The 25355-nt window shown below is 67.7% G+C and carries 22 protein-coding genes; 3 read left to right on the top strand and 19 right to left on the bottom strand.

Features of this window, described 5'->3' with window-relative positions:
* Nucleotides 1–238: 238 nt before the first annotated feature.
* The 4 genes from AUL35_RS16780 to yajC form a co-directional block, all read right to left on the bottom strand.
* The gene (locus AUL35_RS16780; RefSeq protein ID WP_062016795.1) at nucleotides 239–1081 is read right to left on the bottom strand and encodes a phytoene/squalene synthase family protein; all 843 of its coding nucleotides are present in this window, start codon (nucleotides 1079–1081) and stop codon (nucleotides 239–241) included.
* Nucleotides 1082–1085: 4 nt separating this feature from the next.
* Nucleotides 1086–1475, bottom strand: coding sequence for an Mth938-like domain-containing protein (locus tag AUL35_RS16775; RefSeq protein ID WP_062016794.1), 390 nt, complete (start codon nucleotides 1473–1475; stop codon nucleotides 1086–1088).
* Nucleotides 1476–1483: 8 nt separating this feature from the next.
* On the bottom strand, nucleotides 1484–4057 hold the full coding sequence (secD, locus tag AUL35_RS16770) for a protein translocase subunit SecD (protein ID WP_062016792.1): 2574 nt from the start codon (nucleotides 4055–4057) through the stop codon (nucleotides 1484–1486).
* Nucleotides 4058–4186: 129 nt separating this feature from the next.
* Nucleotides 4187–4528 (bottom strand): preprotein translocase subunit YajC, encoded by a 342-nt coding sequence (gene yajC / locus AUL35_RS16765; protein WP_062016790.1) that lies wholly within the window; start codon nucleotides 4526–4528, stop codon nucleotides 4187–4189.
* A 135-nt stretch (nucleotides 4529–4663) separates the two neighbouring features.
* Here yajC and AUL35_RS16760 point away from each other — a divergent pair, with 135 nt between their 5' ends.
* Nucleotides 4664–5530, top strand: coding sequence for an ATP-binding protein (locus tag AUL35_RS16760; protein WP_192847113.1), 867 nt, complete (start codon nucleotides 4664–4666; stop codon nucleotides 5528–5530).
* Nucleotides 5531–5592: 62 nt separating this feature from the next.
* Here the strand turns inward: AUL35_RS16760 and AUL35_RS16755 are convergent, their stop codons facing one another.
* From AUL35_RS16755 to AUL35_RS16705, 11 genes are all read right to left on the bottom strand, one after another.
* Nucleotides 5593–6840, bottom strand: a complete 1248-nt coding sequence (locus AUL35_RS16755) for a M23 family metallopeptidase (protein WP_244493804.1) — start codon at nucleotides 6838–6840, stop codon at nucleotides 5593–5595.
* A gap of 151 nt (nucleotides 6841–6991) precedes the next feature.
* Nucleotides 6992–7642 carry a protein-L-isoaspartate(D-aspartate) O-methyltransferase gene (locus AUL35_RS16750; protein ID WP_062016785.1) on the bottom strand — a complete coding sequence of 217 codons (651 nt, stop codon included), beginning with the start codon at nucleotides 7640–7642 and terminating at the stop codon, nucleotides 6992–6994.
* Nucleotides 7643–7651: 9 nt separating this feature from the next.
* The gene (surE, locus tag AUL35_RS16745; RefSeq protein WP_062016783.1) at nucleotides 7652–8407 is read right to left on the bottom strand and encodes a 5'/3'-nucleotidase SurE; all 756 of its coding nucleotides are present in this window, start codon (nucleotides 8405–8407) and stop codon (nucleotides 7652–7654) included.
* The gene (gene serS / locus AUL35_RS16740) at nucleotides 8407–9684 is read right to left on the bottom strand and encodes a serine--tRNA ligase (RefSeq protein WP_062016781.1); all 1278 of its coding nucleotides are present in this window, start codon (nucleotides 9682–9684) and stop codon (nucleotides 8407–8409) included. The genes surE and serS overlap by 1 nt, the downstream gene beginning before the upstream one ends.
* A gap of 43 nt (nucleotides 9685–9727) precedes the next feature.
* Nucleotides 9728–10540: a twin-arginine translocase subunit TatC gene (gene tatC / locus AUL35_RS16735; protein ID WP_062016779.1), complete on the bottom strand. Its 813-nt coding sequence runs from the start codon at nucleotides 10538–10540 to the stop codon at nucleotides 9728–9730.
* Nucleotides 10537–11001, bottom strand: coding sequence for a Sec-independent protein translocase protein TatB (gene tatB / locus AUL35_RS16730; protein ID WP_082666387.1), 465 nt, complete (start codon nucleotides 10999–11001; stop codon nucleotides 10537–10539). The genes tatC and tatB overlap by 4 nt, the downstream gene beginning before the upstream one ends.
* A gap of 49 nt (nucleotides 11002–11050) precedes the next feature.
* A complete protein-coding gene (locus AUL35_RS16725; RefSeq protein WP_062016777.1) occupies nucleotides 11051–11281 on the bottom strand; it encodes a twin-arginine translocase TatA/TatE family subunit in 231 nt (76 codons plus the stop codon).
* A gap of 282 nt (nucleotides 11282–11563) precedes the next feature.
* On the bottom strand, nucleotides 11564–12592 hold the full coding sequence (nagZ, locus tag AUL35_RS16720; protein ID WP_062016775.1) for a beta-N-acetylhexosaminidase: 1029 nt from the start codon (nucleotides 12590–12592) through the stop codon (nucleotides 11564–11566).
* Between the two features lie 89 nt (nucleotides 12593–12681).
* Nucleotides 12682–14148, bottom strand: a complete 1467-nt coding sequence (locus AUL35_RS16715) for an SPOR domain-containing protein (protein ID WP_156418043.1) — start codon at nucleotides 14146–14148, stop codon at nucleotides 12682–12684.
* Between the two features lie 207 nt (nucleotides 14149–14355).
* Nucleotides 14356–16107 carry an arginine--tRNA ligase gene (argS, locus tag AUL35_RS16710; protein ID WP_062016771.1) on the bottom strand — a complete coding sequence of 584 codons (1752 nt, stop codon included), beginning with the start codon at nucleotides 16105–16107 and terminating at the stop codon, nucleotides 14356–14358.
* Between the two features lie 76 nt (nucleotides 16108–16183).
* Entirely contained in the window at nucleotides 16184–17395 is a 1212-nt protein-coding gene (locus AUL35_RS16705; RefSeq protein ID WP_062016769.1) for a deoxyguanosinetriphosphate triphosphohydrolase, read from the bottom strand.
* Between the two features lie 147 nt (nucleotides 17396–17542).
* Between AUL35_RS16705 and AUL35_RS16700 the strand changes: the two genes are divergently transcribed.
* Nucleotides 17543–17884 carry an iron-sulfur cluster assembly accessory protein gene (locus tag AUL35_RS16700; protein ID WP_062016767.1) on the top strand — a complete coding sequence of 114 codons (342 nt, stop codon included), beginning with the start codon at nucleotides 17543–17545 and terminating at the stop codon, nucleotides 17882–17884.
* Between the two features lie 22 nt (nucleotides 17885–17906).
* Nucleotides 17907–18689: an exodeoxyribonuclease III gene (gene xth / locus AUL35_RS16695; protein WP_062016765.1), complete on the top strand. Its 783-nt coding sequence runs from the start codon at nucleotides 17907–17909 to the stop codon at nucleotides 18687–18689.
* 23 nt (nucleotides 18690–18712) lie between these two features.
* Here xth and AUL35_RS16690 read toward each other — a convergent pair whose 3' ends face one another.
* The 4 genes from AUL35_RS16690 to AUL35_RS16675 form a co-directional block, all read right to left on the bottom strand.
* Entirely contained in the window at nucleotides 18713–19495 is a 783-nt protein-coding gene (locus AUL35_RS16690) for a tetratricopeptide repeat protein (protein ID WP_374754500.1), read from the bottom strand.
* 391 nt (nucleotides 19496–19886) lie between these two features.
* Nucleotides 19887–21227 (bottom strand): long-chain fatty acid transporter, encoded by a 1341-nt coding sequence (locus AUL35_RS16685; RefSeq protein ID WP_062016763.1) that lies wholly within the window; start codon nucleotides 21225–21227, stop codon nucleotides 19887–19889.
* Between the two features lie 305 nt (nucleotides 21228–21532).
* On the bottom strand, nucleotides 21533–24310 hold the full coding sequence (locus tag AUL35_RS16680) for a valine--tRNA ligase (RefSeq protein ID WP_062016761.1): 2778 nt from the start codon (nucleotides 24308–24310) through the stop codon (nucleotides 21533–21535).
* Nucleotides 24311–24412: 102 nt separating this feature from the next.
* Nucleotides 24413–25234 carry a PopZ family protein gene (locus AUL35_RS16675; protein WP_062016759.1) on the bottom strand — a complete coding sequence of 274 codons (822 nt, stop codon included), beginning with the start codon at nucleotides 25232–25234 and terminating at the stop codon, nucleotides 24413–24415.
* Nucleotides 25235–25355 lie beyond the last annotated feature (121 nt).

Here is a 25355-nt window from a genome sequence, read left to right as displayed (position 1 = left end):
TCCGTCAGAAGATGTCCGGCAAGGGAAGCGGCCGCAGCCCCGCTCAAGGCTACGAGGAGCCGCGCGGTTGATAAAGCATCACCCGTCAGGTCGAGTTGCTCAGCGACGGCGAGCGTTCCGAACAGAACGACAAGCGCTGTGGTGACCGGAAAGCGGGAGGTTGCCCGGCGGACCAGGTCGACAACGGCAGCGGCGAGCGCCCTCACTCGTCCCGCACGCACGCTGCGCGCCGTTGCGATCAACCGCGCATGCTCCGCCAGTAGAACCAGAGGCGATCGAGCGGGCCGACGGGCTGCGGCGAATCGCGGTCCAGCTTGGCGAGATGCCGGGATGTCAGAAGGGCCGGCAGGAAGGCCGGGCGGAACTGACGTGGCGCGGCACGAAGATGGGTTCGCGCCTTCTCAAGGTGATCCGCGGCCAGCGCGGCCATCGCGGCTTCCGCTCGCTTCGCCCCTTCGCCGCCCGCCAGCCAGTCGGCGGCATCCGTTCCGACCGAGGCGAGGAGATCGACCGGCACGAAAACCTGGTTGCGTCGGCGATGGATCGTGGCAAGGCGCAGGACACCGACCGCGAGCTGCGCGACCCCGGCATGTCCCGCGGCCTCCGTGATACGGTGCGCCTCGGCACGGTCGAGGACCATCGAGGCGAGGACGATCAGCGTCGAAGCCGTCTGCCCCGCATAGGCCTCGAAATCGGTCACCGACGGCATCGGGTCGTCGTAGAGATCGAAGATGCGGGCCTCGAGAAAGCGATCGAAGGCGTCGGTCGGCAGATCATGCCGCCGAATCGTCTCGACGAGGGCCGCCGCGACGGGCGAGCCCTGCCCCGGTTCTTCGGAACCAGGGTCGGCCTCGATCCGGTCACGCCACCACTGCAACCGGATCTCACCCGGCAGCGGCTGGCTGACGTGATCGCGAACGCGAGCCGTCTCGAGGTTGAACGCATAAAGGGCGTTCAGCGCGTCGCGCCGGTCCGCCGGAGCGAAGCCGACCGAGACGGCGCGTTCGGGATCGCCCTCGGCCAGAAGCCGCTCGCATTCCGCAAAGCCGTCGAGCCCTGCACTTCGTCCCGCATCGCTCATCGGGTCAATCCACCGCGATCAGAGCGGCGCCGACGGGCCGGCCCTCGGCCAGCATGATGTTGTAGGTGCGCACCGCGGCCCCGGTCGACATCGGATCGACCGAGATGCCGGCAGCGCGGAAGCGATCGGTGAGCGCGGGAGGAAGGCGCCGAATGTCCCGTCCCGTCCCGTAGAGGAAGAAGCGAATGTCGTCGCGTTCCTCGAAGACCTTCAGAAGGCGCTCCCCGCCGAACGGCGCCTCGGGCGTTGCGTCCCATCCGTAGATGCCGGACGGGAGGCACAGCAGCGAGCCCCGATGCGACATGTCGGCGAAACGGAAGCCACCCGAACCGTAGGCATCGACCGGAGCGCGACGCGGATAGTGCGCGTCGCGGATGACCTGCTCGTCGGCCATCGCCCGGCTCAGGCCTTGCCGGCGGTGGCACCACCGGACGGGCTCGGCTTGGCCGTCTCGTCGGTCGCACCGCCCTTGATGCTATCCGGCCGCAGGCGGAAGTAGATGAGGATCGGCGCGGCGATGAAGATCGACGAATAGACGCCGACCAGAACGCCGACCAGCATCGGCGCGACGAAGACGCGGATCACGTCGCCGCCGAAGCCGTAGAGGGCCACCAGCGCGAGCACAAGAGTGACGGCCGTCAGCATCGTGCGGGACAGCGTCTCGTTCAGCGACAGATCGATGATGTCGGCGATCGGCATCTTCTTGTACTTGCGCAGATTCTCGCGGATGCGGTCGAACACCACCACCGTGTCGTTCAGCGAGTAGCCGACGATCGTCAGCAGCGCGGCGATGGTCGATAGGTTGAACTCGAGCTGCGACACGACGAGGAAGCCCATCGCCATGGCGACATCGTGAGCCGTTGCGAGCAGCGCGCCGACGGCGAAGTGCCACTCGAACCGCACCCAGACGTAGACCGCTATGGCGAGCATCGCCGCGCCGACGCCGAAGATGGCGGCCCAGGCGAGTTCACCCGACACGGTCGGTCCGACGACCTCGACGCGTTGGAAGTCGTAGTCCTGCGCGAGGGCGCCGCGAACCGCATTGACGCTTGCCTGCGGGTTCGCCGCATCCTGCGGCTGAACCGCGAAGCGGATCAGGACGTCGCGGGGGGTGCCGAACTCCTGAACCTGAATGTCGCCATCCACGATCGGGGACAGGTCTTCCCGGATCTTGGCGACGTCTGCGGCATCGCCCTTGGCACGCAGCTCGAGGACCGTTCCGCCCGTGAAGTCGATGCCGAAGTTGAGGCCGCCGACAAAGACGCTGGCGATCGCCAGGACCGATAGGCTGAGCGTCGTGGCGAAGGCCCATTTGCGGATCGCCATGAAGCGGACGTTCGTGCCGTGCGGAATGAAGTTATAGCCGCGCGGCACTTCCTTCGGACGGCGGCGGCGCACCCAGAAGGCCACCATCCAGCGCGTCAACGTCAGCGCCGTGAAGATCGTCGTGAAGATGCCGAGCGCCAGCGTCACGGCGAAGCCACGCACCGGACCGGAGCCGAGGAAGAACAGAACGGCCGCCGCGATCAGCGTCGTGATGTTGGCGTCCATGATCGTGCCGAGCGCCTTGTGGAAGCCGGCGTCGATCGACTGGACGACGGATCGTCCCTGTCGCCGTTCCTCCAGGATGCGTTCGTAGATGAGGACGTTCGAATCGACCGCCATGCCCATGGTGAGCACGATGCCGGCGATGCCCGGCAGCGTCAGCGTCGAGCCCAGCACCGAGAGAACCGCCACCAGGAGAATGACGTTCACGATCAGCGCGATGTTGGCGATGACGCCGAGAAAGCCGTAGGCGATCAGCATGAAGGCGATCACGAAGACGCCACCGATGATGCCGGCGTTCTGCCCGGCCGCGACGGAGTCGGCGCCAAGGCCCGGACCGACGGTCCGCTCCTCGATGATGTCGAGCGTCGCAGGCAGGGCGCCCGCGCGCAGCAGAACCGCCAGGTCGTTCGCGGTCTGCACCGTGAAGTTGCCGGAGATCTGAGCCTGTCCGCCAAGGATCGGCTCGCGGATGTTGGGCGCCGACAGGACCTTGTCGTCGAGGACGATGGCGAAGGGGCGGTTGACGTTGTCACGCGTCACCTCGCCGAAGCGCTGGGCGCCGCGCGAGTCGAAGCGGATGTTCACCACCGGCTGGTTGGTCTGCTGGTCGAAGCCAGCCTGCGCGTCCGTCAGGTTGTCGCCCGCGATCATGACCTGCCGCTGCACGAGGATCGGCGCCGGCGGGTTGTCGGTGGTCTGAAGCAGTTCCGAGCCGGCCGGCGCGGGCTGCTGCCCGGCAGCGACGGCCTGGGCGGAGTTGTTGACGTCGACCAGGCGGAAGGTCAGGCGCGCCGTCTGATTCAAGAGGTTCTTGAGACGAGCGGGATCCTGCAGGCCGGGCACCTGAACCATGATCCGGTCGAGACCCTGCCGCTGGATCACCGGCTCGGTCGTGCCGAGTTCGTCGACGCGCCGCCGCACGACCTCGATCGACTGCGAGACGGCGGTCGACAGGCGGTAGTTCACGCCGGCATCCGTCAACGTCAGGCGGAACGTGTTGGGCTGGATTTCGGCCAGCTCGGTCTCGGTGACCGAGCCGCCGGCCAGAAGACTCGTCGAGATCGGCGAGGTCAGGCCCTGAAGCGCGGTGCGCGCGGCTTCCGCCTGCGTCGGGTCGCGCAAGGTGAACTGGATGCCGCCGTTCTGCTCGGTGACGCTGTTGAAGCCGACATTGGCGTTGCGCAGGCTGACCTGAACGTCGTCGCGCAGGCTCTGGAGGCGGTCGTTGACGAGCGACGCGCGGTCGACTTCCAGGAGGACGTAGGAGCCGCCCTGGAGATCGAGACCCAGCGTCATCGGCCTGTCCGGCATGAAGCGGGGCAGGCTGGCGCGCTGACTATCGGTCAGGACGTTGGGCAGCGCGAAGAGGATACCCGCCAGAACGGCCAGCCAGATGAGAATGGTCTTCCAGCGCGCGAAGTAGAGCATCGGTATCCTGAACGTCGAACAGGACCCCTGACGCAAGGGCGCCGGAGTCCTTTTTGGAACGCCTTTCGGCGAAGAGCGGCCCTGCCCGGCTGTCGTGCCGGACGCGGGCCAGTTGCGCGCCGCTTGCGGCTATTTCGTGTTGGCCGCCGTGGGCTCGCCCTTCACGCGCACGTCGGCGACCATGCTCTGCAGGACACGAATCTTGGTCTGCTCGGAAATCTGGACCTCGAGTTCGCCGTTGTCCATCACCTTGGTGACCTTCGCCACGATGCCGCCGCCGGTGATGATCGTATCGCCGCGCCGGATGTTCTTGAGCATCTCGTCACGTCGCTTGGCGGCGGCGCGCTGCGGTCGGATGATCAGGAAGTACATGATCGCGAACACGGCCACGAAGGGCAGGACGCTGATCAGAATGCTCTCCGGCCCTCCCGCAGCGGTGGCGGTCTGTGCGAAAGCCGGTGTGACGAACATTCCAATTTCCTCGCGAAACGACAGAAGGCGCTGAAAAAGGCCCTGTCCAAGTCGCGCGGAATATACGAACGGTCGGCCTGAATGCAACACAAGTCAGGCCGGATCGCCTCACGATCGGGCGATGCGGGTCGGCTCATGAACGCGGATATCCTCACGACACTCGAACGCATCGCGGATGCGCTGGAACGCCTGGCACCGCCCGCTGCGGCCCCGCTCGACCTTTCGGTCGCGGACTGCTTCGTCTTCGCCCCGCCGGCCGGGCTGACCCCGGTCCCGCGAGTCAACCGCGTGCCGGTGACGCTGCTGAAGGGCATCGACCGCGCGCGTGACATCCTGCTCGAGAACACACGTCGCTTCTCACAGGGACTGCCCGCCAACAACGCCCTCCTGTGGGGGGCGCGGGGCATGGGCAAGTCGTCGCTGGTCAAGGCCGCCCAGCATACGGTGAACTGCGAAGGCGACGGCACGCGGCCGCCGCTCAAGCTGATCGAGATCCATCGCGAGGACATCGATTCGCTGCCCGAACTCATGTCGGCGCTGAGGGCGGCGCCTTTTCCGATCCTTCTCTTCTGCGACGACCTCTCCTTCGACCACGACGATACGTCCTACAAGTCGCTGAAGGCCGCGCTCGACGGCGGCGTCGAGGGACGACCCGACAACGTCCTCTTCTATGCGACCTCGAACCGGCGGCATCTCCTGCCCCGCGACATGATGGAGAACGAGCGCTCCACCGCGATCAATCCGGGAGAGGCCGTGGAGGAGAAGGTCTCGCTCTCGGACCGGTTCGGCCTCTGGCTCGGTTTCCACAAATGCTCGCAGGACGAATATCTCGCGATGGTGGACGGCTATCTTGAGGCGGCCGGGATCAAGGCCGAGCCCGACAGTGTCCGTGCCGAAGCGCTGGAATGGTCGACGACGCGCGGCAGCCGCTCGGGCCGCGTCGCGTTCCAGTTCGTGCAGGATCTCGCCGGACGCCTCGGCCGGCGTATCGACATCGCCTGACGTGAAATGGGGCCCGGCATCGCTGCCGGACCCCTCCTGACCATGTCGGCTACCGGATGACGCTAGTGGAGATAGGTCATCGGGTTCACGGGCGAGGAGTCCTTGCGGACCTCGAAGTGCAGCATGGGGGTGTCCGTGTCGCCGGTCATGCCCGCCTTCGCGATCTCCTGGCCGCGCTTCACCGTCGCGCCGCGCTGCACGAGGATGTCGTCGGCGTGGCCGTAGACCGTGACGAGGCCGTTGTCGTGCTTGACGAGAACCGTCTTGCCGAACTCCTTCAGACCGTCGCCGGCATATATGACGACGCCGTTTTCGGCCGCCTTCACGGGCGTCCCGCGCGGCACGGAGATGTTGAGGCCCTCGTTGCGGCGCGATCCGACCTTGTCGCCGAAGTTCTTCACGACGCGTCCCTGGACGGGCCAGCGGAACTGGTCGATGCCGGTGGAAGCCGGGGCGAGCGAGGCGACCTCGCGCGTTTCCTCCTTCTCGACCGTGGTGGCGGGAGCTGCGGGCACCGCCGCCGCAACGCTCGACTGGGTTGCGACCGGCGCCTCGGCGGCCGGCGCAGCGGCCACTACCGGCGCCGGCTCGGCCGGCTTGTGAGCGGGCGTCTCGACCTTGGCGGTCTTGTGCGGCGTGTTGCTGGCCGGCACCGGCGCGGCGGCCGTCGCGGCGGGAGCGGCAGCGGCCCGGACGGGCGCGGCACGCGGCACCGCGATCGCCGCGGCCTGCGCCTGCAGCGTGGTCGGCGGGGCGCCCAGCGAGGCGATGCGGGTGTTCGAGGCCGGCGCCTGCGCGCTGGCTCCGCCGGGTAGACGCAGTACCTGACCGATGCGGATATTGTCGTCGCTCAGGTTGTTGGCGGCGCGAAGGTCGGCGGCGCGGACGCCGCTGCGGCGCGCGATACCGAGTACCGAGTCGCCCGAGGTCACGGTCCAGGTGCCCGCTCCGCCCGAATGCGAGGCGTTCGACATGGCTTGGGCCGCTTGGGTCTGCCCGACCTCCCGGCTGGCGATCGGCGCGCTCGAAGCCGGCGCGCCTGCCTGCGCCATCGGCGCGTAGGTCGATCCGCCGCCATTGTAGGAAGCGGCCGGCGGAGGCGGCAGCGAGGAGCGCGTCACCGGCGGCGTCGCCGCCGCGTAGGTCTGCGACGCGCCCGTCGTGCCCATGCCCATCGAAGCATTGGGCTGTGCCACCGGGACGGCCGCGACCTGCGTCGGGACGGAGGCCTGCGGGATCGCACCCGTGTAGAAACCGTCCTGCAGACGCGTCGCGTCCGCGCTGCAGCCCGCCAGAGCCGCCACTGTCACGAGAGCCGCGGACCGGACCAGCCGAAGCCTCGTGATTCTCACCTTGTCCGTACGCATCGCAGTCCCCATGCCGACGCCCCTATCCTGAGCCGCATTAGAGCGCGTTAATGTTACCCGTGGGTTAAGCGAGCCTGGCTTTGGTGGCAGGACCTTAAAGAAAGCTCGCGATGCCGCTCTCGAGGGGCTGGAGACGCGCCGGGAAGATCGCGTCCTCCTCGAAGCGCGATCCGAACTTCTGGAACCGCGTGATGCGCTGCTCGCCCTCGGGGTGGCCAACGGCGGCGATCAGGATGCCGTGCGAGGCGAGCTGGTCCAGAAGGACGCGCGGCACCGCCTCGAAAGAGCCGTGGACGACGATGCGATCGAACGGCCCCATCTCGGCGTAGCCGCTGCGGCCGTCCTCCTGCACGAAGGTCGTGTTGGTCAGCGAGGCCGCCTTGAGACGGTCGGAGGCGGCGGCGATCAGCGACTTGTAGCGCTCCAGCGTCGTGACATGCAGGCCGAGTCGCGCCAGAAGCGCGGTCACGTAGCCGCTGCCGGTGCCGATCTCGAGGATACGGCTTTCCGGCTGCACCTTGAGCGCCGCGACCAGACGGATGGCGTGGCGGGCGCTCGGCATGGTCTGTCCGCAGCCGATCGGAACCGCATGATCCGCGTAGGGATCGGCGATCTCGTCGGGTATGAATCGCCGACGCGGAATGGCCTCCACCGCCGCCATCAGCCGTCCCGCGACGCCGTCGACGGAGCGCAGCGTCATCAGAAAGGAAGCCAGACGCTCGCGATCGCCCTGTGTGTTCGGCATGAGCGGCGCCTAGCGAAGCGCGTCGCGCAGCGACTGCAGAAGCTCGTGGTGGGTCAGGTCGAGCTGAAGCGGCGTCACCGAGATCGCGCCGGCACGAAGCGCCTCCATGTCGGAGCCGTCCATGCGCTCGCCGGCCTGCCGGCCGAACTTCAGCCAGTAGTAGGGGAAGCCGCGCCCGTCCCGTCGCTCCTCGATACCGAGCGCGTAGTCGAGCTTGCCCTGGCGGGTGACCTCGATGCCCGTCACCTCGTCCGGCTCCACCGCCGGGAAGTTCACGTTGAGGAGCGAGCCACGCGGAAGGTTGGTTTCGAGGAGACGGCGAACGGTTCTCGCTCCATGGCGCTCCGCCACCATCCAGGTCGCCTTGCGGTCACGGTCGGGCCGGAAAGCCTGACTGAGGGCGATCGAGCGCAGTCCGAGCATCGTGCCCTCGATCGCTCCCGCGACGGTGCCGGAATAGGTGACGTCGTCGCAGATGTTCTGTCCCGCGTTCACGCCCGACAGCACGAGGTCCGGAGGCTCGGGCATCAGGCGCTTGACCGCCATGATGACGCAGTCGGTCGGTGTGCCCGTCACAGCGAAGCGGCGCTCGTTCTCCTGGCGCACGCGCAGCGGCGAGGAAAGCGTCAGCGAATGCGCGAGGCCGCTCTGGTCCGTCTCGGGCGCGACGGTCCAGACCTCGTCGGACAATTCGCCGGCGATGCGCTCCAGGACCCTGAGGCCGTGGGCATGGATGCCGTCGTCGTTGGTGACGAGGATGCGCATCAGCCGATCCTCTCCAGCCCGTTCATGTAGGGTCGCAGGGCCTCCGGTACGCGCACCGTGCCGTCAGCGTTCTGGTAGTTCTCGATGACCGCGATCAGGGCGCGCCCGACGGCGGTGCCCGATCCGTTCAGCGTATGGACGAAGCGGGGGGCCTGCTTTTCGCCGGCGGGACGGTAGCGCGCGTTCATCCGACGGGCCTGGAAGTCGCCGCAGACCGAGCAGGACGAGATCTCGCGGAACGTGTCCTGCCCCGGCAGCCAGACCTCGATGTCAAAGGTCTTGCGCGAGGCAAACCCCATGTCGCCGGTGCACAGGACCACCGTGCGGAAATGGAGGCCGAGACGCTCGAGCACGGTCTCGGCCGCGCGCGTCATGCGCTCATGCTCCTCCAGCGCGGTCTCGGGCGTCGTCACGGAAACCAGTTCGGCCTTATAGAACTGGTGCTGGCGCAACATGCCGCGCGTGTCGCGGCCGGCCGAACCGGCCTCGGAGCGGAACGAGGGCGTGAGGGCTGTGAAGCGCAACGGCAGCTTCGCCTCTTCCGTGATCTCCTCGCGCACGAGATTGGTGAGCGAGATCTCGGCGGTCGGTATCAGCCAGCGCCCGTCGGTCGTCTGGAACAGGTCTTCGGCGAACTTCGGCAGGTTGCCCGTGCCGAACGCGGCCTCCTCGCGCACGAGCAACGGGGGCGAGACTTCCTCGTATCCGAACTCCCGCGTGTGAATGTCGATCATGAACTGTCCGAGCGCGCGCTCGAGGCGCGCCAGCCCACCGCGCAGCACGGTGAAGCGCGAGCCGGCGATCTTGGCCGCGCGGTCGAAGTCCATGAGGCCCAGCGCCTCGCCGATCTCGAAATGCTCGCGCGGCTTGAAGTCGAAGCTCGGCTTCGTGCCGACCCGGCGCACCTCGACATTGTCGCTCTCGTCGGCGCCGACCGGCACCTCGTCGAGCGGAACGTTCGGAACGGCGGCAAGGAAGGTCGCGATCTGCTGGTCGAGGTCGCGCTCGCGAGCCTCGCCCTCCTGGATGCGGGACTTGAGGTCCGCGACCCGAGCCATCACCTCGTCGGCCTTCGCCGCGTCGCCGGATGCCTTCGCGCGACCGATCTCCTTCGAGGCGTCGTTACGCTGGCTCTGGAGGTCCTGAAGCGTCTTCAGGTGGGAACGACGCTCCTCGTCGAGTCGCAGAAGGCCCTCGGCGCGCACGGCCGAGTTGCGCTGACCCATCGCCTCGTCGAAGCGTTGAGCGTTCTCGCGTATCCATTTGAGATCGAGCATTCTTCCCCAGTCCGCATCCGGCGGCCATGGGGAGGCGGCACCTCTACTCGGCGCTCGCCTCGGTCTGCGCCAGCCGCTCGGCCCGCTTCTTCTCGATGATCCGGGCCACGATGATCGAGATCTCGTAGAGAAGGATGGCCGGGATCGCAAGACCGATCTGGGACAGCGGATCGGGGGGCGTGAGGACGGCCGCCACGATGAACGACAGGACGATCGCCCACTTGCGCTTCTCGGCCAGCGACTTCGCGGTGATGATGCCTGTGCGAACCAGCAGCGAGCAGATGACCGGCAACTGGAACACGAGGCCGAACGACACGATCAGCGTCATGATCAGCGACAGGTATTCCGACACGCGCGGCAGAAGCAGGATCGCGGCGTCGGTCCCCTCGCCCGGCTGCTGCATCGACAGGAAGAACCACATCACCATGGGGGTGAAGAAGTAGTAGACAAGCAGCGCGCCGAGGATGAACAGGAGCGGCGTCGCGATCAGGAACGGCAGGAAGGCCTCGCGCTCGTCGCGATAAAGCCCCGGCGCCACGAACTTGTAGACCTGGATCGCGATCACCGGGAACGCGAGGAAGAAGCCGCCGAACGCTGCGACCTTCACCTGCGTGAAGAAGTACTCCTGAGGCGCGGTGTAGATCAGCTCGACGCTGGCCGGGTCGAGCCCGGCCCAGGACGACGCAATCTGGTAGGGCACGATCAGAAGGTTGAAGATCTGCTTGGCGAAGAAGAAGCAGATCAGGAACATGCCGAAGAAGCCGAGGATCGACCAGATCAGTCGACGCCGAAGCTCGATCAGGTGCTCGATCAGCGGCGCCGAAGAGGCTTCGATCTCGGACTCGGACCGGCTCACGTGCTGCTCCTGCCGCCGTCCTGCGGCCCGTCGGCCGGCAGCGGGTGGCCGCTGCCGTTCATGTGGATGGGTTTGGCGGCCGGCGCGGGCTCCGCCGGCTCCGGGTCCGGCATCGGCGCGGCCGGCGCGTCGGGACGAGCCACGGTCGGCTCGGGCGCCGTCGCGGCGGCCTTCAGCGAGGACCGGATCTCGTCGCCCACGGAGCGGATCGGGTTCATCGCCTTGCGGATATCCTCGCGCGGGTCGAGCGACTTCACGTCGTTGACCGTGTTGCGCAACTCTTCCATCTCGGCCTCGCGCAGCGCGTCGTCGAACTGGCGGCGAAAGTCGCCGGCCATGCGGCGCATCTGCCCCGTCACGCGACCGAAGGTGCGCAACATGCGCGGCAGGTCCTTGGGACCCACCACGACGATCATCACGACGGCGATGACGAGGAGCTCGAGCCCACCGATATCGAACATATGCGACGCCTCCAGCCGGCTCCGACGTCCAACGGCGTCAGCGGATCGATCAGATCCGGGTCTTCTCGACGGTCACGTCGTGCGCCAGCGGATCGGACTTGCCGGTCTCGAGGGCGCGACGCTCCTGAGCGGCCGTCGTCTCGTCGTCGGCCATGCCCTTCTTGAAGTTCTTGATGCCCTTGGCGACGTCGCCCATCAGTTCCGGGATCTTGCCGCGACCGAACAGCAGCAGCACGACAGCCAGAACGATGAGCCAGTGCCAGATGCTGAAGCTACCCATCTCATGCCTCCGTTGCGTCCCGCATGCGAGTCGCGGGTCAGAAAACCTGTCGTTCGTGCCTTCAAACACGAAAACATTCGAAGGATCAACGGACAGCGACGCGTCCACGACCCGGTGCCGCAGGCTCGCGGTCACCTTTTCGTTGCGCCTTGGTGCGAACAAGCGAAGGGGTGGCCTGAACAAGCGGCGTCAGCGACGCTAGGGCGCGATCATGGCGAGTCTGCGACGGAGCGCCGTTCCCGTCGCGTGCCGCGAACCTCGGCGAGCGCGCGGGGAAGCTCGTCAGGATACGCGACCGAACAGCGCCTCGAACTCCGCCCGCCATGCGGCGGCATCGCCTCGCGATGTCGGGCCCGCCCGCACGATGTCCAACGCGCGCTCGGCGCGCTCGAGGCTGCGACCGGAAAGCTCGGGAACGGCCGCCGCGACCGACCGCATCTCCGCCATGTCCCCGTTGCAGTGAAGGGCGAGATCGCAGCCGGCTGCGATCGCCCGACCGGCGAGTTCGCCGATCTCGCCTTGAAGCGCCTTCATCGACATGTCGTCGGTCATGAGGAGCCCATCGAAGCCGAGCTCGCCCCGGATCACCTCACTGATGATCTTTGGCGAGAGCGTCGCGGGACGTTCGGGGTCGATCGCCTCGAAGAGAAGATGAGCCGTCATGCCCGCGGGCAGCGTGCGACGAGCCTGGAACGGAACGAAATCGTCGTGGCGCAAGGCCTCGACCGACGCCGTGACGCGAGGCAGCTCGAGATGACTGTCGACCTCGCTGCGACCGTGACCGGGCAGGTGTTTCATCACCGGCAGCATGCCGCCGGCCGAAAGCCCCTCGGCCGCCGCGCCGCCGAGCGCGGCGACGCTCGCGCCGTCATGCGCGTAGGATCGGTCGCCGATCACAGAATGGGCCCCCGGCTGGAGAACATCGAGGCAGGGAATGCAGTCGACGTTGATCCCGTAGCCGTCCAGGAGGTCGACGGCGAGGAGTCGTCCCTGAAGCCAGGCCGCACGCAGACCGTCCTCGCGCGAGGCGGCGTAGACGCGGCCGATCTCGGCCGAGGGCGGCATGCGCGGGCTGAGCGGCGGACGCAGGCGCTGGACGCGCCCACCCTCCTGGTCGACCAGCACCGGGACGGTCTCGCGACCCCCGATCTCCTTGAGCTCCGCCACGAGTTCGCGGACCTGCTCCGCCTCGCCGATGTTGCGGCCGAAGAGGATGAAGCCCCACGGGCGCTCGTCGCGAAAGAACGCGCGCTCGTCGGACGTCAGCGACCACCCGCTGCAACCGGCGATCCAGCTTTTCGAAGATGACATGATCGGCTTTCGGGAAAGGGCATCCGAGGGGTCGGGAAGCGGTAGCCCGGCCAGTCCCGCGCGAGTGAGTGCGGCGGCCGCGCCGACCGTCAACGCGTCACGAAGCAGCTTCCGCCGGCCGACTTCAGGGTTTCGCAAAGCTGGACAGCCTCATCGCGGGTCTCGGCCGCGACGCGGACGCGGTAAAACGTGCCCTTGCCCGGAATCTCGGCCGTGCGGATGCCGACGCCGCGAGATCCGATCTGGCCGGCGAAGCGGCGCGTCAGGCTCGACAGTGAGTCGCGTGCCGCCGCCTCGCTCGGCTGGGACGAGATCTGGACGTAGAACCCCTCACCGACGCGCGGCGCATCGGCGATACCGTTGGTCGCAGGCGTAGGCGTCGCGGAGGCGACGTCGTCGGCAGCCGGAGCCGTGGAGGCCGTGGTCATCGCGGCATCGTCGCCGAACGGCATGGATGGCGCGATGCCGGCGACCGGATCGAGCACCGCCGCATGCGCCGACGACGAGGCCGGCAGCATCGCGGACGCACCAGCAGCATCGGCCGGCGCGTCGGAGGCCACGAGAGTGCCGTCGGGACGGACCGTCAGGGTCCGAACCTTGCGCGGTTGCAGCGTCTCGTTCTCCGGGGTGCGCTCGGCAACCTGCTTCGGCGTGTCGCCGGGAAGCGGAACGTCCTCGCCCACTTCGACGCCCGGAAGCGCATCGGCGGGCGGCTCGTCCTCGGCGATGTCGAGCGGCTCCTCGATCGCCGTCACCAGTTCATGCTGGGTGGGCGCGGCGACGGGGCCGCCCGCGACGCTTCCGTAGACGGCCTTGTTCTGGTTCGGGATCGAGCGTCCGCCGGGATCGGCCGGAGCGACCTTGAAGGGTTCGGCGTCCGCCTTGATGAGAAGCGGACCGTCGTTGACGCCGCCCACGGGCATGGAGCCGGACAAGGCGAGCACACCCACCGCCCCCAGCACCACGACGGCGGCAACGCCGCCCACGGTCATGGCGATGCTGCGTCCGCGCACAACCCGGCGCGGCGGCACATAGCGATCCTCGTCCTCGTAATCCGCGTAGTAGCCCTCGTCCTCGTCCTGCACGGGCGCGGTGCGCATCGCCGCGAGCTCGCTGGCGATCAGTTCGTCGAAGTCATCGAGCGTCCGACCACCCTGCACGGCATGGTCGTCGGCCTGACGGGCGGGCGCGAAGGACTGCGTCTCGGCTGGGGCATTGACGCGCGGGCGCGCCGGACTGCTGAGGCCGCGCAAGGCCTCGTCGATCTGGATATCTACGTCCGCGGCGTCGAGGCGCATTTCGCCCGACACGCCCGGAGCGCCGACCGACGTGATGGCGGCAGCCTGCATGGGCGCGCGGCGCGGCGTGCTCGCACGCTCGTAGGTGAAGCTGTCCCAGTTGGACTGGAGTGGAACCTCGACGGGCTCGAAGCCGGAATAGACCGGCTCGCCGCCGGCCACGGTCCGTGCGCCACCGCCCTCGACCGCCCGCACGAGGTCGCCGAACGGATCCTTTCGCGGCGCGCCGCCGCCCAAAGACTCGTTTGTAGGCTTCATCGCAATCGACCCCTCGCGGGACTGAACGGCCCGCCCCTTCCGAACGCACACTATGCGGGGCGAACCTTGCGCATAGAGCAACACCGAGCCGTGATCGTGGTCTCGGTCCTGATGCGAGCCGAGCGACCGTCATCCCTCGGGTCCCCGAGCCGACGATTGGCAACCGATGTTGTTCAAAGGATGGTTGGCGCGCCGAAGACCGTCGTCTCAGCGCATCTCGTCGGGCGCCGAGACACCGGTCAGCGCGAGACCGGACGCCACCACATTCCCCACCGCCCGCACCAGCGCCAGGCGCGCGAGCGTCAGGTCATGGTCGTCCGCGCGCACGAAGCGCAGGCCCGGCTGGTCCTTGCCGCGATTGTACTGGGCGTGGAAGCTTTGGGCGAGGTCGTAGAGATAGAAGGGCACCCGGTGCGGCTCGCGCGCGGCGGCCGCCGCCTGGACGAGGCGCGGGAACTCGGCGAGCTTTCGGACCAGCGCGATCTCGCCCTCGTCGCCGAGGCGCGCCAGCGCCGACGCGTCGAGACCGGCCACCGCCGAGACGTCGATCCCCTCGCCCTCGGCCTGCCGCATGATCGAGGCCGTTCGCGCGTGGGCGTACTGGACGTAGAAGACCGGATTGTCCTTGGACTGCTCGGTCACCTTCCGGAAGTCGAAGTCGAGCGGCGCATCGCTCTTGCGGAACAGCATCATGAAGCGCACGGCGTCCCGGCCGACCTCGTCCACGACGTCGCGCAGCGTGACGAATTCGCCCGACCGCTTCGACATGCGCACGGGCTCGCCGTCGCGGAACAGCTTCACGAGTTGGCACAGGATGACGTCGACGGTCGCCTTCCCGCCGGCCACCGCCTTCGCCACCGCTTCGAGCCGCTTCACATAGCCCCCGTGATCGGCGCCCAGCACGTAGACCATCTCGTCGAAGCCGCGGGCGAACTTGTCGGCGAAGTAGGCGACGTCAGCGGCGAAGTAGGTGTAGGCGCCGTCCGACTTGATGAGCGGCCGGTCGACGTCGTCGCCGACGTCGGTCGAGCGCAGGAGCGTCTGCTCGCGATCCTCCCAGTCCTCCGGCAGCTGCCCCTTGGGCGGCGGCAGACGTCCCTCGTAGACGAAGCCGCGCTCGCGCAGGTCCGTGATCGCGGTGCGGATGCGGCTGGCCTCGCCCTCGTGAAGCGTGCGCTCGGAGAAGAAGACATCCTGCTGGATGCTCAGCGCCTTGAGGTCATCGCGGATGGTCATCATCATCGCGGCGATCGCGTAGGAGCGCACGATCGGCAGCCACTCCTCCTCGCCCATGTCGAGGAGTTCCCGCTTGTAGCGCATCGAAAGCGCCGCGCCGACCGTCTTCAGGTAATCGCCGGGATAGAGGCCGGGCGGGATCTCGCCGATCGTCTCGCCGAGCGCCTCGCGGTAGCGCAGCATGGCGGAGCGCGCGAGGACGTTCACCTGCTCGCCCGCGTCGTTGATGTAGTATTCCTTGGTCACCTCGTCGCCCGCGAAGGCCGCGAGATTGGCGATCGTGTCGCCCACCACCGCGCCCCGGCAATGGCCGACATGCAGCGGACCGGTCGGATTGGCCGAGACGTACTCGACGTTGAGGCGATGTCCCGTCGGCTCGCCGCGCCCATAGTCCGGCCCGAGCCGCAGGATGTCGTGAAGGTGCCGGATCCAGAAGTCCGGGATGAGGCGCAGATTGATGAAGCCGGGACCCGCGATCTCGACGGAGGCGACGTCGGCGTCCTGCCGGAGCGCGTCCGCGAAGCGTTCGGCCAGCTCGCGCGGCTTCTGGCCGAGCGGCTTGGCGAGGACCATCGCCGCGTTCGTCGCAAGGTCTCCGTGCGCGGCGTCGCGCGGCGGCTCGACCGCGAGGCGCGACAGGTCGGCTTCGCCGATGCCCAACTCGTCGAGCGTCGATCGCACGGTCCGCGCGATGCGCTGCTCGAAGTCGGCGAAGATGTTCATGGGTTTCGTTCCGGCTCTGTGATCGGTGTCGGCGCACCGGCCGACGACATGTCGGCGGCGCAGCGAAACCGGCGCGCTAGCCCAATTCGCGGGTAGCGTCAAACAAGCGGCGGTGCTCGCCCATGGCGTAGCTGTCGGTCATGCCGGACAGGTAGTCCGAGACGCGCCGCGCCAGTCGCTCGCCTTCGAGCGGCACCTCGGCGCTCCAGTCGCCGCGCATGAGGCGCGGCTCGGCCACGAACGCGTCGAACAGCTCCTCGACCACCGTCTCCGCACGATCCATGACGCTCATCACGCTCGGATCGCGGTAGACGCGGGCGAAGAGGAAGCGCCGCGTCTGGGCGACGGCGGCCCGCATCGTCGGAGAGAAGTCGAGAAGCGTCCGGCGCGCGCCGCGAACATCCTCGATCGAGCCGACCGCGTCATCGGCAAGACGCACCTGCGTGGCGTCGATCACGTCCTCGACCATTCGCGTGATGTGTCGGCGCATGATCTCGTGCGAGGTGCGCACGGGATCGAGATCGGGATAGCGGCCGCGCACCTCGCGCAGGATATCGCCGGCGAGATCCAGTTCGGCGAGGTCGTCGAGCTGGATCAGTCCGGCCCGCAGGCCGTCGTCGAGGTCATGTGTGTTATAGGCGATATCGTCAGAAATCGCGGCCGCTTGCGCCTCGAGGCTCGCGAACCGGTCGAGGTCGAGCGGGAACAGGCGGTCGAAGTCGAGGATCGGTTGGGGCACGGGCTCGGCGCCGTCGGCATGCAGCCCGGCCAAGGGCCCGTTGTGCTTGACCAGCCCTTCGAGCGTCTCGAAACACAGGTTCAGACCGTCGAACTCGGCGTAACGACGCTCAAGCGCCGTGACGATCCTGAGCGACTGAGCGTTGTGGTCGAAGCCGCCGAACGACGCCATGCGCCGGTTGAGCGCCCGCTCGCCGGCATGCCCGAAAGGCGTGTGGCCGAAATCGTGGACGAGCGCAACCGCCTCGGTCAGGTCCTCGTCGAGGCGCAGCGCGCGAGCAAACGCCCGGGCGATCTGCGAGACCTCGATCGTATGGGTGAGCCGCGTGCGGAAGTGGTCGCCCTCGTAGGCGACGAAGACCTGCGTCTTGTGCTTCAGCCGCCGGAACGCCGTGGAATGGACGATGCGGTCCCGGTCGCGCTGGAAGGGCGTGCGCGTGCGGCTGTCGGGCTCCGGGAACAACCGGCCGCGGCTCGCCTGCGCGGGAGCCGCGAAGGAAGCGAGACCATCACGGCCGAAGCCGATCGACGACGGGGAGAAGGCGGCCATGGGCGTGTCCGGTGACGGCGGTTCGCGAGCCGGTTCGAAACGGTCCATCGCCGAACCGTGACGTTGACCCTCGTCCCCCTCGTCCATACGTTAGGCGGCAGCCTCCAACAAGCAGAAGGCCGGCCTCGTCCCGCCGGATCCCACGCCATGAGCGAGACGCTCGCCGCCCCCGTCACCGTTTCCGACGCCGCCGCCCGCCGGATCCTCGCGATCCTTGCCAAGACTTCAGAGGACGATGCGTTGCGCATCTCCGTCGAGGGCGGGGGCTGCTCGGGCTTCTCCTACAAGTTCGATCTGACGCACGAGCATGAGAGCGACGACGTCGTGATCGAGCACGCCGGCGCGCGGGTCCTGATCGATCCCGTATCGCTCGGTTTCATGGACGGCGCGGTGATCGACTTCGTGGACGATCTGATGGGTCAGTCCTTCCAGATCCGCAATCCGAACGCCGTCGCCTCCTGCGGCTGCGGCACGTCCTTCGCGGTCTGACCCCGCCTTCCCGGAACATCGCATGCTCGTCGCCACCTGGAACATCAACGGCGTCAAGGCTCGCCTGGACGCTCTTCTCGCGTGGCTCGACGAGCGTCAGCCCGACGTGGTGGGACTGCAGGAGATCAAGAGCGTCGACGAGCAGCTTCCGCGAGCGGAACTCGAGAAGCGCGGCTGGCATGTCGAGACGCACGGCCAGAAGGGCTTCAACGGCGTGGCGCTCCTGTCGAAGGTGGCACCGCTCTCGCTCGAGCGTCGACTACCGGGCGCGCCCGGAGACGAGCAGTCGCGCTTCATCGAGGCGGTCTACGCGCTGGACGGCGGGCGGGTGCGCGTCGCCTGCCTGTATCTGCCGAACGGCAATCCGCTCGGCACCGAGAAATTCACCTACAAGCTCGACTGGATGGCGCGGCTCGAAGCACATGCCAAGACGCGCCTCGAGGAAGAACTGCCCTTCGTCCTGATGGGCGACTACAACGTCATTCCCCAGCCCGAGGACGTGCGCGAGCCGGCCGCCTGGACGAACGACGCACTTTACCAGCCGGAGAGCCGCGCGGCCTACCGACGCCTTCTCCACCTCGGCCTCACGGACGCGGTGCGAGCGGCGAGCGACGCCGGCGAAACCTACACGTTCTGGGACTATCAGGCCGGGTCCTGGCCGAAGAACAACGGCATCCGGATCGATCACGTCCTGCTGTCGCCGGAAGCGGCGGTACGCCTGCAGGGTGTCTCGATCGACCGTCACGTGCGCGGCTGGGAGAAGCCTTCGGATCACGTACCGGTGGTGGTCGACCTGCGAGCTTGAGGGGCGGCGCACACCCTCGCGGCTCAATGGGGACTCTGGGCGTCCGTCAGGGCGAGGCGCCGGTCGTCCTCGGTGGAGAGCGAGAAGGCCTCCTCCTGCAGCGGACGGATCCACTCGCGGTCCTTGATAGACGCCAGACGCAGGGCCCGCGTCAGCATGGCGAGACCGCGAGCGGGGTCCGCCCGCATCGAGATCGCCTCACCATCGAATAGAAGATAGCCGAGCAGAGCCTCGGCCTTGGCATAGCCCTTGGCCGCCGCGAGCTTCAACCAGCGTGCGGCCTGCCGGGGATTGCTCTTGCCGCCCTCGCCGGCCAGCAGCATCCGACCGAGCTCGAACTGCGCCTCGGCGTCGCCGAAATACGTCGCGGCATGGGCATAGAGTTGGCGCGCCTGCCCTGGATCGGCCGCGACAGGACTGTTCGGAATGCCCTCGCGCATGTAGGCGGCGAGCGCCACGACGGCACTTGCGACATAGGCCGCGTTCGGCGAGGAGGCCGTGTCGTCGTCCTGATCGCGGACGATCTCCTCGAACATCTGGAAGGCCTGGTAGTCGTCTTCCTTCACGCCGTCGCCGGCGGCGTACATCATGCCGAGCTTCCAGCGTGCGCCGGGATGACCGCGCTCGGCCGCCTGCTGCAGCGCCTCGATCGCCTCCGCCTTCTCGCCTCGCTTGTAGGCGGCGAAGCCCATCGAGAGCATCTCGCGGGGCGAGGGCGAGGGCGGCGTTGCCGCGAGAACGGCGGGATCGAGCGCCAGGGCTGGGGTCGCCGCGACGAACTTCAGGACGATGATTCCCGCGAGGATCCGGCTAGCGCGCATGAGCATCCATCTGCCAATCCGACGGACGCCGTGCGTGATGGAAGAGCGGGCTTCGCCCGGTCCCAGCCACCCGCAAAATCAGGTTGGTAGCGTCCATCGTCCCTCGCCCGGCTCCGGGCCTTGCGTGCCCGTACCGCTGACGGCGCGGCTCTTGCCTGCCGTTCGCCTTACCCTACGGGGTTGCCCCTGCTTTATGGCGGGACCACGGCGCGGGATACGACGTCCCCACCATATGCGATGCAACGAAGCCATACTGTTGCAGCTTTCCAACAGAGCCTTGGTTTGAAGTGAGCTTTCTGTTCGAACCGCCTGATTCACAAACGAAAAAGGCGCCCCGCGAGGGACGCCTTTGCGATGTGGATCGTGGGGAAAAGCGTTAGAAGGTCAGCTTGAGCGACGCCGATGCCGCATAGACCCAGTCGTCGCCAACCGTGCCGTTATAGATGGCGCCCCGGCTGATGCTCTGGCTCCCGTCGGTCCAGTAGCCGATCAGGCCTCCCACGCGCAGCTCCGCCCAGCTGTCCTTGAGCGAAAGGCCGCCGGACAGGGTGTAGAGATCGGTATATGTGGTCTCGGCCCCGGTGGACACGCCGCTGTCATAGCCGATGGAGACCGAACCCGAGACGCGCTCGTTGAAGGCGCGGCCGATGCCGATCGAGGCCGTATAGCCGTCGTTCCAATAGTAGGGGCTGACGCTCGACGCGCCCGCCGTGGTGGTGACCACCGCGCGGTTCGTGCTCCAGTCGGTCCAGCGGAACGAGGCGAGAAGAAGCGTGCCCTCGGCGATGCCCATCTGCGCGTTCACGTAGAGACTCTGTGGACTGGTCGCCGTGTTCTGGAACGCGGGAAGACCGGAGGCGAGCACCGTGCCTGGCGCCGGAAGCGCGCCGAGAAGCGCGGGCGGCGCGGCGATCCCGAGCGCGCCGAGTGCAGTCGGAACGGATACCTCGCGACCGTCCGCGACCCGGACGAAGGCCGATCCGGTGGACGCGACGTTGCCCGTGCCCGCAATGCCGTCATGCTGGACCTCGGAACGGTAGAGGACCTGCGCGCGCAGTGCGTATTCGGAAATCTCGAAGGCGGCACCGATGCGGTAGCCGACGCTCACGTCGTCGCTCGTGTCGACGCTGACGGAGACCGGAAGGAGCAATTGGGCATTGGCCCGGGTCAGCGCGCCCTGGAGGGCGACCGGCAGCGTCGTGGCGATGTTGCGCGTCGCGAGGCTTTCGCCCTGGAACGCGAAGTCCTCGCCGTAGATGCCGCCGAGCAGGCTGAAGCGCATGCCGTTGGTCGAGTAGCTGACGCGGCAGGTCGCGCTTACCTCGTTCGACTGGAACTCGAGGTTGCGCACCCGTGAGCCGCCGCCGATCGGAGCAGGCTGCGCGCCGCCGGGCAGGCCCGAATAGTCGCCCTCGGCCGCAAAGGACTCGGTGTAGTTGCCGACGCAGGCTCCCATGTCGCCGCCATACTTCAGCGCGACGCTGGGAATGCGATAGGTGCCGGTATAATCGCCGAAGTCGCCGGCCACGCCGTTGACGCTCGTGAACCCACGCTCCGGCGAGACGTAGGTGAAGCCGAGCCGCGTGACGAACTCGCCGTTCTCGTAGAGGGTGTCGGTATCGGCGACACCGCGCTGGAAGCCGCCCGCCAAGGCCGTTCCGCTTCCCAGTCCGACGGCCAGCGCGGTTCCCGCCAGCCAACGTCCCCAATACGCCATGTCCGTTCCCCCAATCGACGCCTTGCGGGAACTCTGGGGTTCCCGTCTGGCGCGAACCTGTCATGTCGGACCGGCGTTGGGAATATGGCGATCTGCAGCTAGAAACGTGGCGAGCCCCAAGGTGCTCTTCGACCGGACAAGGAAGGCTTCGTCCTAACGCCCTGCATCAACATGCTAAACGGGACCGATACGGCTCGCTAACCGCTGCGATGCAGGCTGTCACCAAAGCGCCACAAACTCTTCCGTTTACGGAAGAGTTCGGGATAGTTGCGCGGGGGAGACAGCGGGGCCGGAGCCCCGCTCAGTCAGCCCAGCATCGCGATCGCGGCGTCGAGCTTCTCGACCTCGGACGCGTAATCGCGGCGCTTCTCGCGCTCCTGGTCGACGACCTCTTCGGGTGCGCTGGCGACGAAACGCTCGTTGGCGAGCTTGCGGTCGATGCGCTCGACCTCGCCTCGGGCCTTGACGGCGGCCTTGGACAAGCGGGTCCTCTCGGCGGCAATGTCGATCATGCCGGCGAGCGGCAGCGCAAAGGTCTCGCCGCCGAGCACGAACTGCGCCGACTGGTCGGGCGCCACCGAGGCAGCAGACGTGGCGCTGACGCGGCCGAGTCGCGCAAGGGCCGCCCCGTGCCGCTCCAGGCGCTCCATGGTCGCCGCCGACGCGCCGACAGCCACGATCGGCGCTTCGGCCCCCGCCGGAACGTTCATCTGCGAGCGCACCGAGCGGATGGTCCCGACCATCTCGACAAGCCAGTTCAGGTCCTCGGCCGCGCTCTCGTCGCGATAGTCGAGCGTCGGCCAAGCGGTGTGGCAGAGCAGGTTCGGACGGGACGCGCCGTCGGGCGCGGTGACCGCCCACAGCTCCTCGGTCAGGAAGGGCATCATCGGATGAAGCAGCGCGTAGAGCTGGTCCAGGATGAAGCCGGTGACGCGCCGCGTCTCCTCCTTCGCCATCTCGTCCGCGCCGAGGAAGATCGGCTTCGTCAGCTCGACATACCAGTCGCACACGACGTTCCAGGCGAAGCGGTAGACGGCGCTTGCCGCATCGTTGAAGCGATAGGCGGCCAAGGCCGTGTCGATCTCACGGATCGCGACGGACAGCTCGCTCAGCGCCCAGCGGTTGACCGGCTCGCGCAGCGTCTGCGGATCGACCGCTACGCCGTGGATCGCGCCGTTCATCTCGGCGAAGCGCGTCGCGTTCCAAATCTTGGTGCCGAAGTTGCGGTAGCCCGCGATACGCTGCGGATCGAGCTTCACATCGCGTCCCTGCGCGGCGAGGATCGTCAGCGTGAAGCGCAGGGCATCGGCTCCGAACTCGTCGACGAGATCGAGCGGATCGATGACGTTGCCCTTGGACTTCGACATCTTCGCGCCGTTCTTGTCGCGAACGAGGGCGTGCATGTAGACGGTGCGGAACGGCACCTCGTCCGTAACGTAGAGGCCCATCATCATCATCCGGGCGACCCAGAAGAAGATGATGTCGAAGCCCGACACCACGACATTGGTCGGGTAGTAGGTCTCGAGTTCCGGCGTCCGGTCGGGCCAGCCCAGCGTCGAGAAGGGCCAAAGGCCGGACGAGAACCACGTGTCCAGCACGTCCTCGTCACGCGTGAGGAAGGCCGCCCGCTCCTCCGCGTTCTCGGCGAGCTCTCGTGCGCGCGCGTCGGTGATCGTGCCGTTGGTCACGTAGTGGGCAAGCGCGGCGGCGGCGGCCGCATCCTCGTCCTCGTCCACGAAGACGGTGCCGTCCGGCCCGTACCAGGCCGGGATCTGATGCCCCCACCAGAGCTGGCGCGAGATGCACCAGGGCTCGATGTTCTCCATCCAGTCGAAGTAGGTCTTCTCCCAGTTGCGCGGGACGAAGGTCGTGCGCTCCTCGCGCACCGCCGCGATGGCCGGCCGCGCGAGCGTCGCGGCATCGACATACCATTGGTCCGTCAGGAACGGCTCGAGCGGCACGCCACCACGGTCGCCGTGGGGGACCATGTGGACATGGTCGTCGATTTTGGCGAGATAGCACTCCTCCGCCATCCACTCGACGAGAAGCTTGCGGGCCGCGAAGCGGTCGAGCCCCTCGAACATGCCGATGGCGCGCTCGGCATCGTCGGCAAACAGACCCTCCGCGAAGTCAGGATTGTCGCGGATCGCGATGCGCGCGTCAGGCGACAGCACGTTAATGCGGGGCAGGTCGTGCCGCTTGCCGACCTCGAAGTCGTTGAAATCGTGGGCCGGCGTGATCTTGACCGCGCCCGATCCCGCCTCGGGGTCGGCGTAGTCGTCGGCGACGATCGGGATGACACGCCCGATCAGCGGCAGGCGGACATGCTGTCCCACGAGGTTGCGGTAGCGGTCGTCCTCGGGGTTCACGGCGACGGCCGTATCGCCAAGCACGGTCTCCGGGCGCGTGGTCGCGACCGTGATGAAGGTATTGGCGTTCTCGGGATCGTAGTTCCGCCCTTCCACGGGATAGCGGAAGTGCCAGAGCGAGCCCTTCACCTCGTGCTGCTCGACCTCGATGTCCGAGATGGCGGTCCGCAGCTTCGGGTCCCAATTGACCAGTCGGCGATCCTTGTAGATCAGGCCGTCGCGATAGAGCTGCACGAAGACGCGGCGCACCGCGCGCGACAGGCCCTCGTCCATCGTGAAGCGTTCGCGCGACCAGTCGCAGGACGCGCCCAGACGCCGGAGCTGGCGCAGGATCGCCCCGCCCGACTCGCCCTTCCACGACCAGACGCGGTCGATGAACGCCTCACGCCCCATCTCGCGGCGATGCGGCTCCTGCCGCTCGGCGAGCTGGCGCTCGACAACCATCTGCGTCGCGATGCCGGCATGGTCGAGGCCGGGCTGCCAAAGCACGTTGTCGCCCAACATGCGGCGATGCCGGACGAGCACGTCCTGCAGCGTGTTGTTCAACGCATGGCCGATATGGAGCGAGCCGGTGACGTTGGGCGGGGGGATCACGATCGAGAAGGCCGGAGCCCCCGGACGAGCGCCGGCACCGGCGCGGAAGGCGTCCGCCGCCTCCCACCGCTCCGCGATCCGCGGTTCCACGGCGGCGGCGTCGAAGGTCTTGTCGATCATGAGAGAATCCGAGTTGGCACGAGCCGCCCCGGTTAACGCGAACGGGGGCCGGAATCAATGAAACCGGCCCCCGTACTTGCACTGGATGGAAGGGCTCGCCGGCTAGCGGCGCCCGCCGCGGGACATGCGCTCGATTTCCTCGCGCACGAGGCGCTCGACCATGCGCGGCAGATTGTCGTCGAGCCATTCCTGCAGCATCGGGCGCAGCATCTCCTGCGCCATCGCCTCGATCGAGCGAAGCTCGCCGGAGCGGATCGCCTGGGCAAGATCACTGAACGAGGCCGCGACAAGGGTGCCGGTCGCCTCCGAGGTCAAAGGCAGGGTCACAGGCTCGTAGCGCTCATCGCTCAAGGGAAGCGGCCGGTCGCTGTTCGCCGGGCTGAAACTCCCACGCTCAGCGTTGCTGACCGGCTGCTCCGCGTGAGGCTCGGCGACCGGAGCCGGATGAAACTCGGGACGGCGCTCGTAGGACGGCATGTCGGACATGGGCTGTGAGCCTTCCGTTGGCGACGGGGATTGCGGCAGGGCGGCGGCGATCTCCGGTTCGGGTTCGGGTTGCGGCGGCTGTTCGGCGGCCGGCTGATCCCAGGTCGCGGCAAGCTCCTCCTCGAGATTCGCCGTCAGTCGCGCGTCGTCGTCGAGTTCGGCCGGAGCCTGGGAGGCTTCGGAAATCGACGTAGCCTCGGGCATCGAGGCCGTGATGCGGCTCGACACGTCGGAGGCCGCGGCCGCAAGAACGGGATTGGACGCACGATGGCCGGGCGGCAGATCGCGCGTGTCGAAGCGTTCCGGCAACCGGGGAAGCCCGGATGCCGCACGGGCGGGCGGCGCTTCCGCAGCTGAATCGTCCTGGCGGGACGTCGTGCCGGCGCGGTCCTCTCCGGTCTCGATGATCCGGCGGATCGACGCCAGGATCTCGTCCATGGATGGTTCCTGCGCGATGCTGGGTTTACTCATGACGTTTTCGCATCCGCCCTTTTCGGCGCCCTGCCCGCGCCGATTCCTCGTGCCATCAAGCTAGCGCCGATGACCGAGGAATTGAATG

The sequence above is a fragment of the Aureimonas sp. AU4 genome (assembly GCF_001463765.1).
Classification (GTDB): Bacteria; Pseudomonadota; Alphaproteobacteria; order Rhizobiales; family Rhizobiaceae; genus Aureimonas.
The sequence above is the reverse complement of the archived record's forward strand: the minus strand, read 5'-3'. Positions and strand labels throughout refer to the sequence as shown.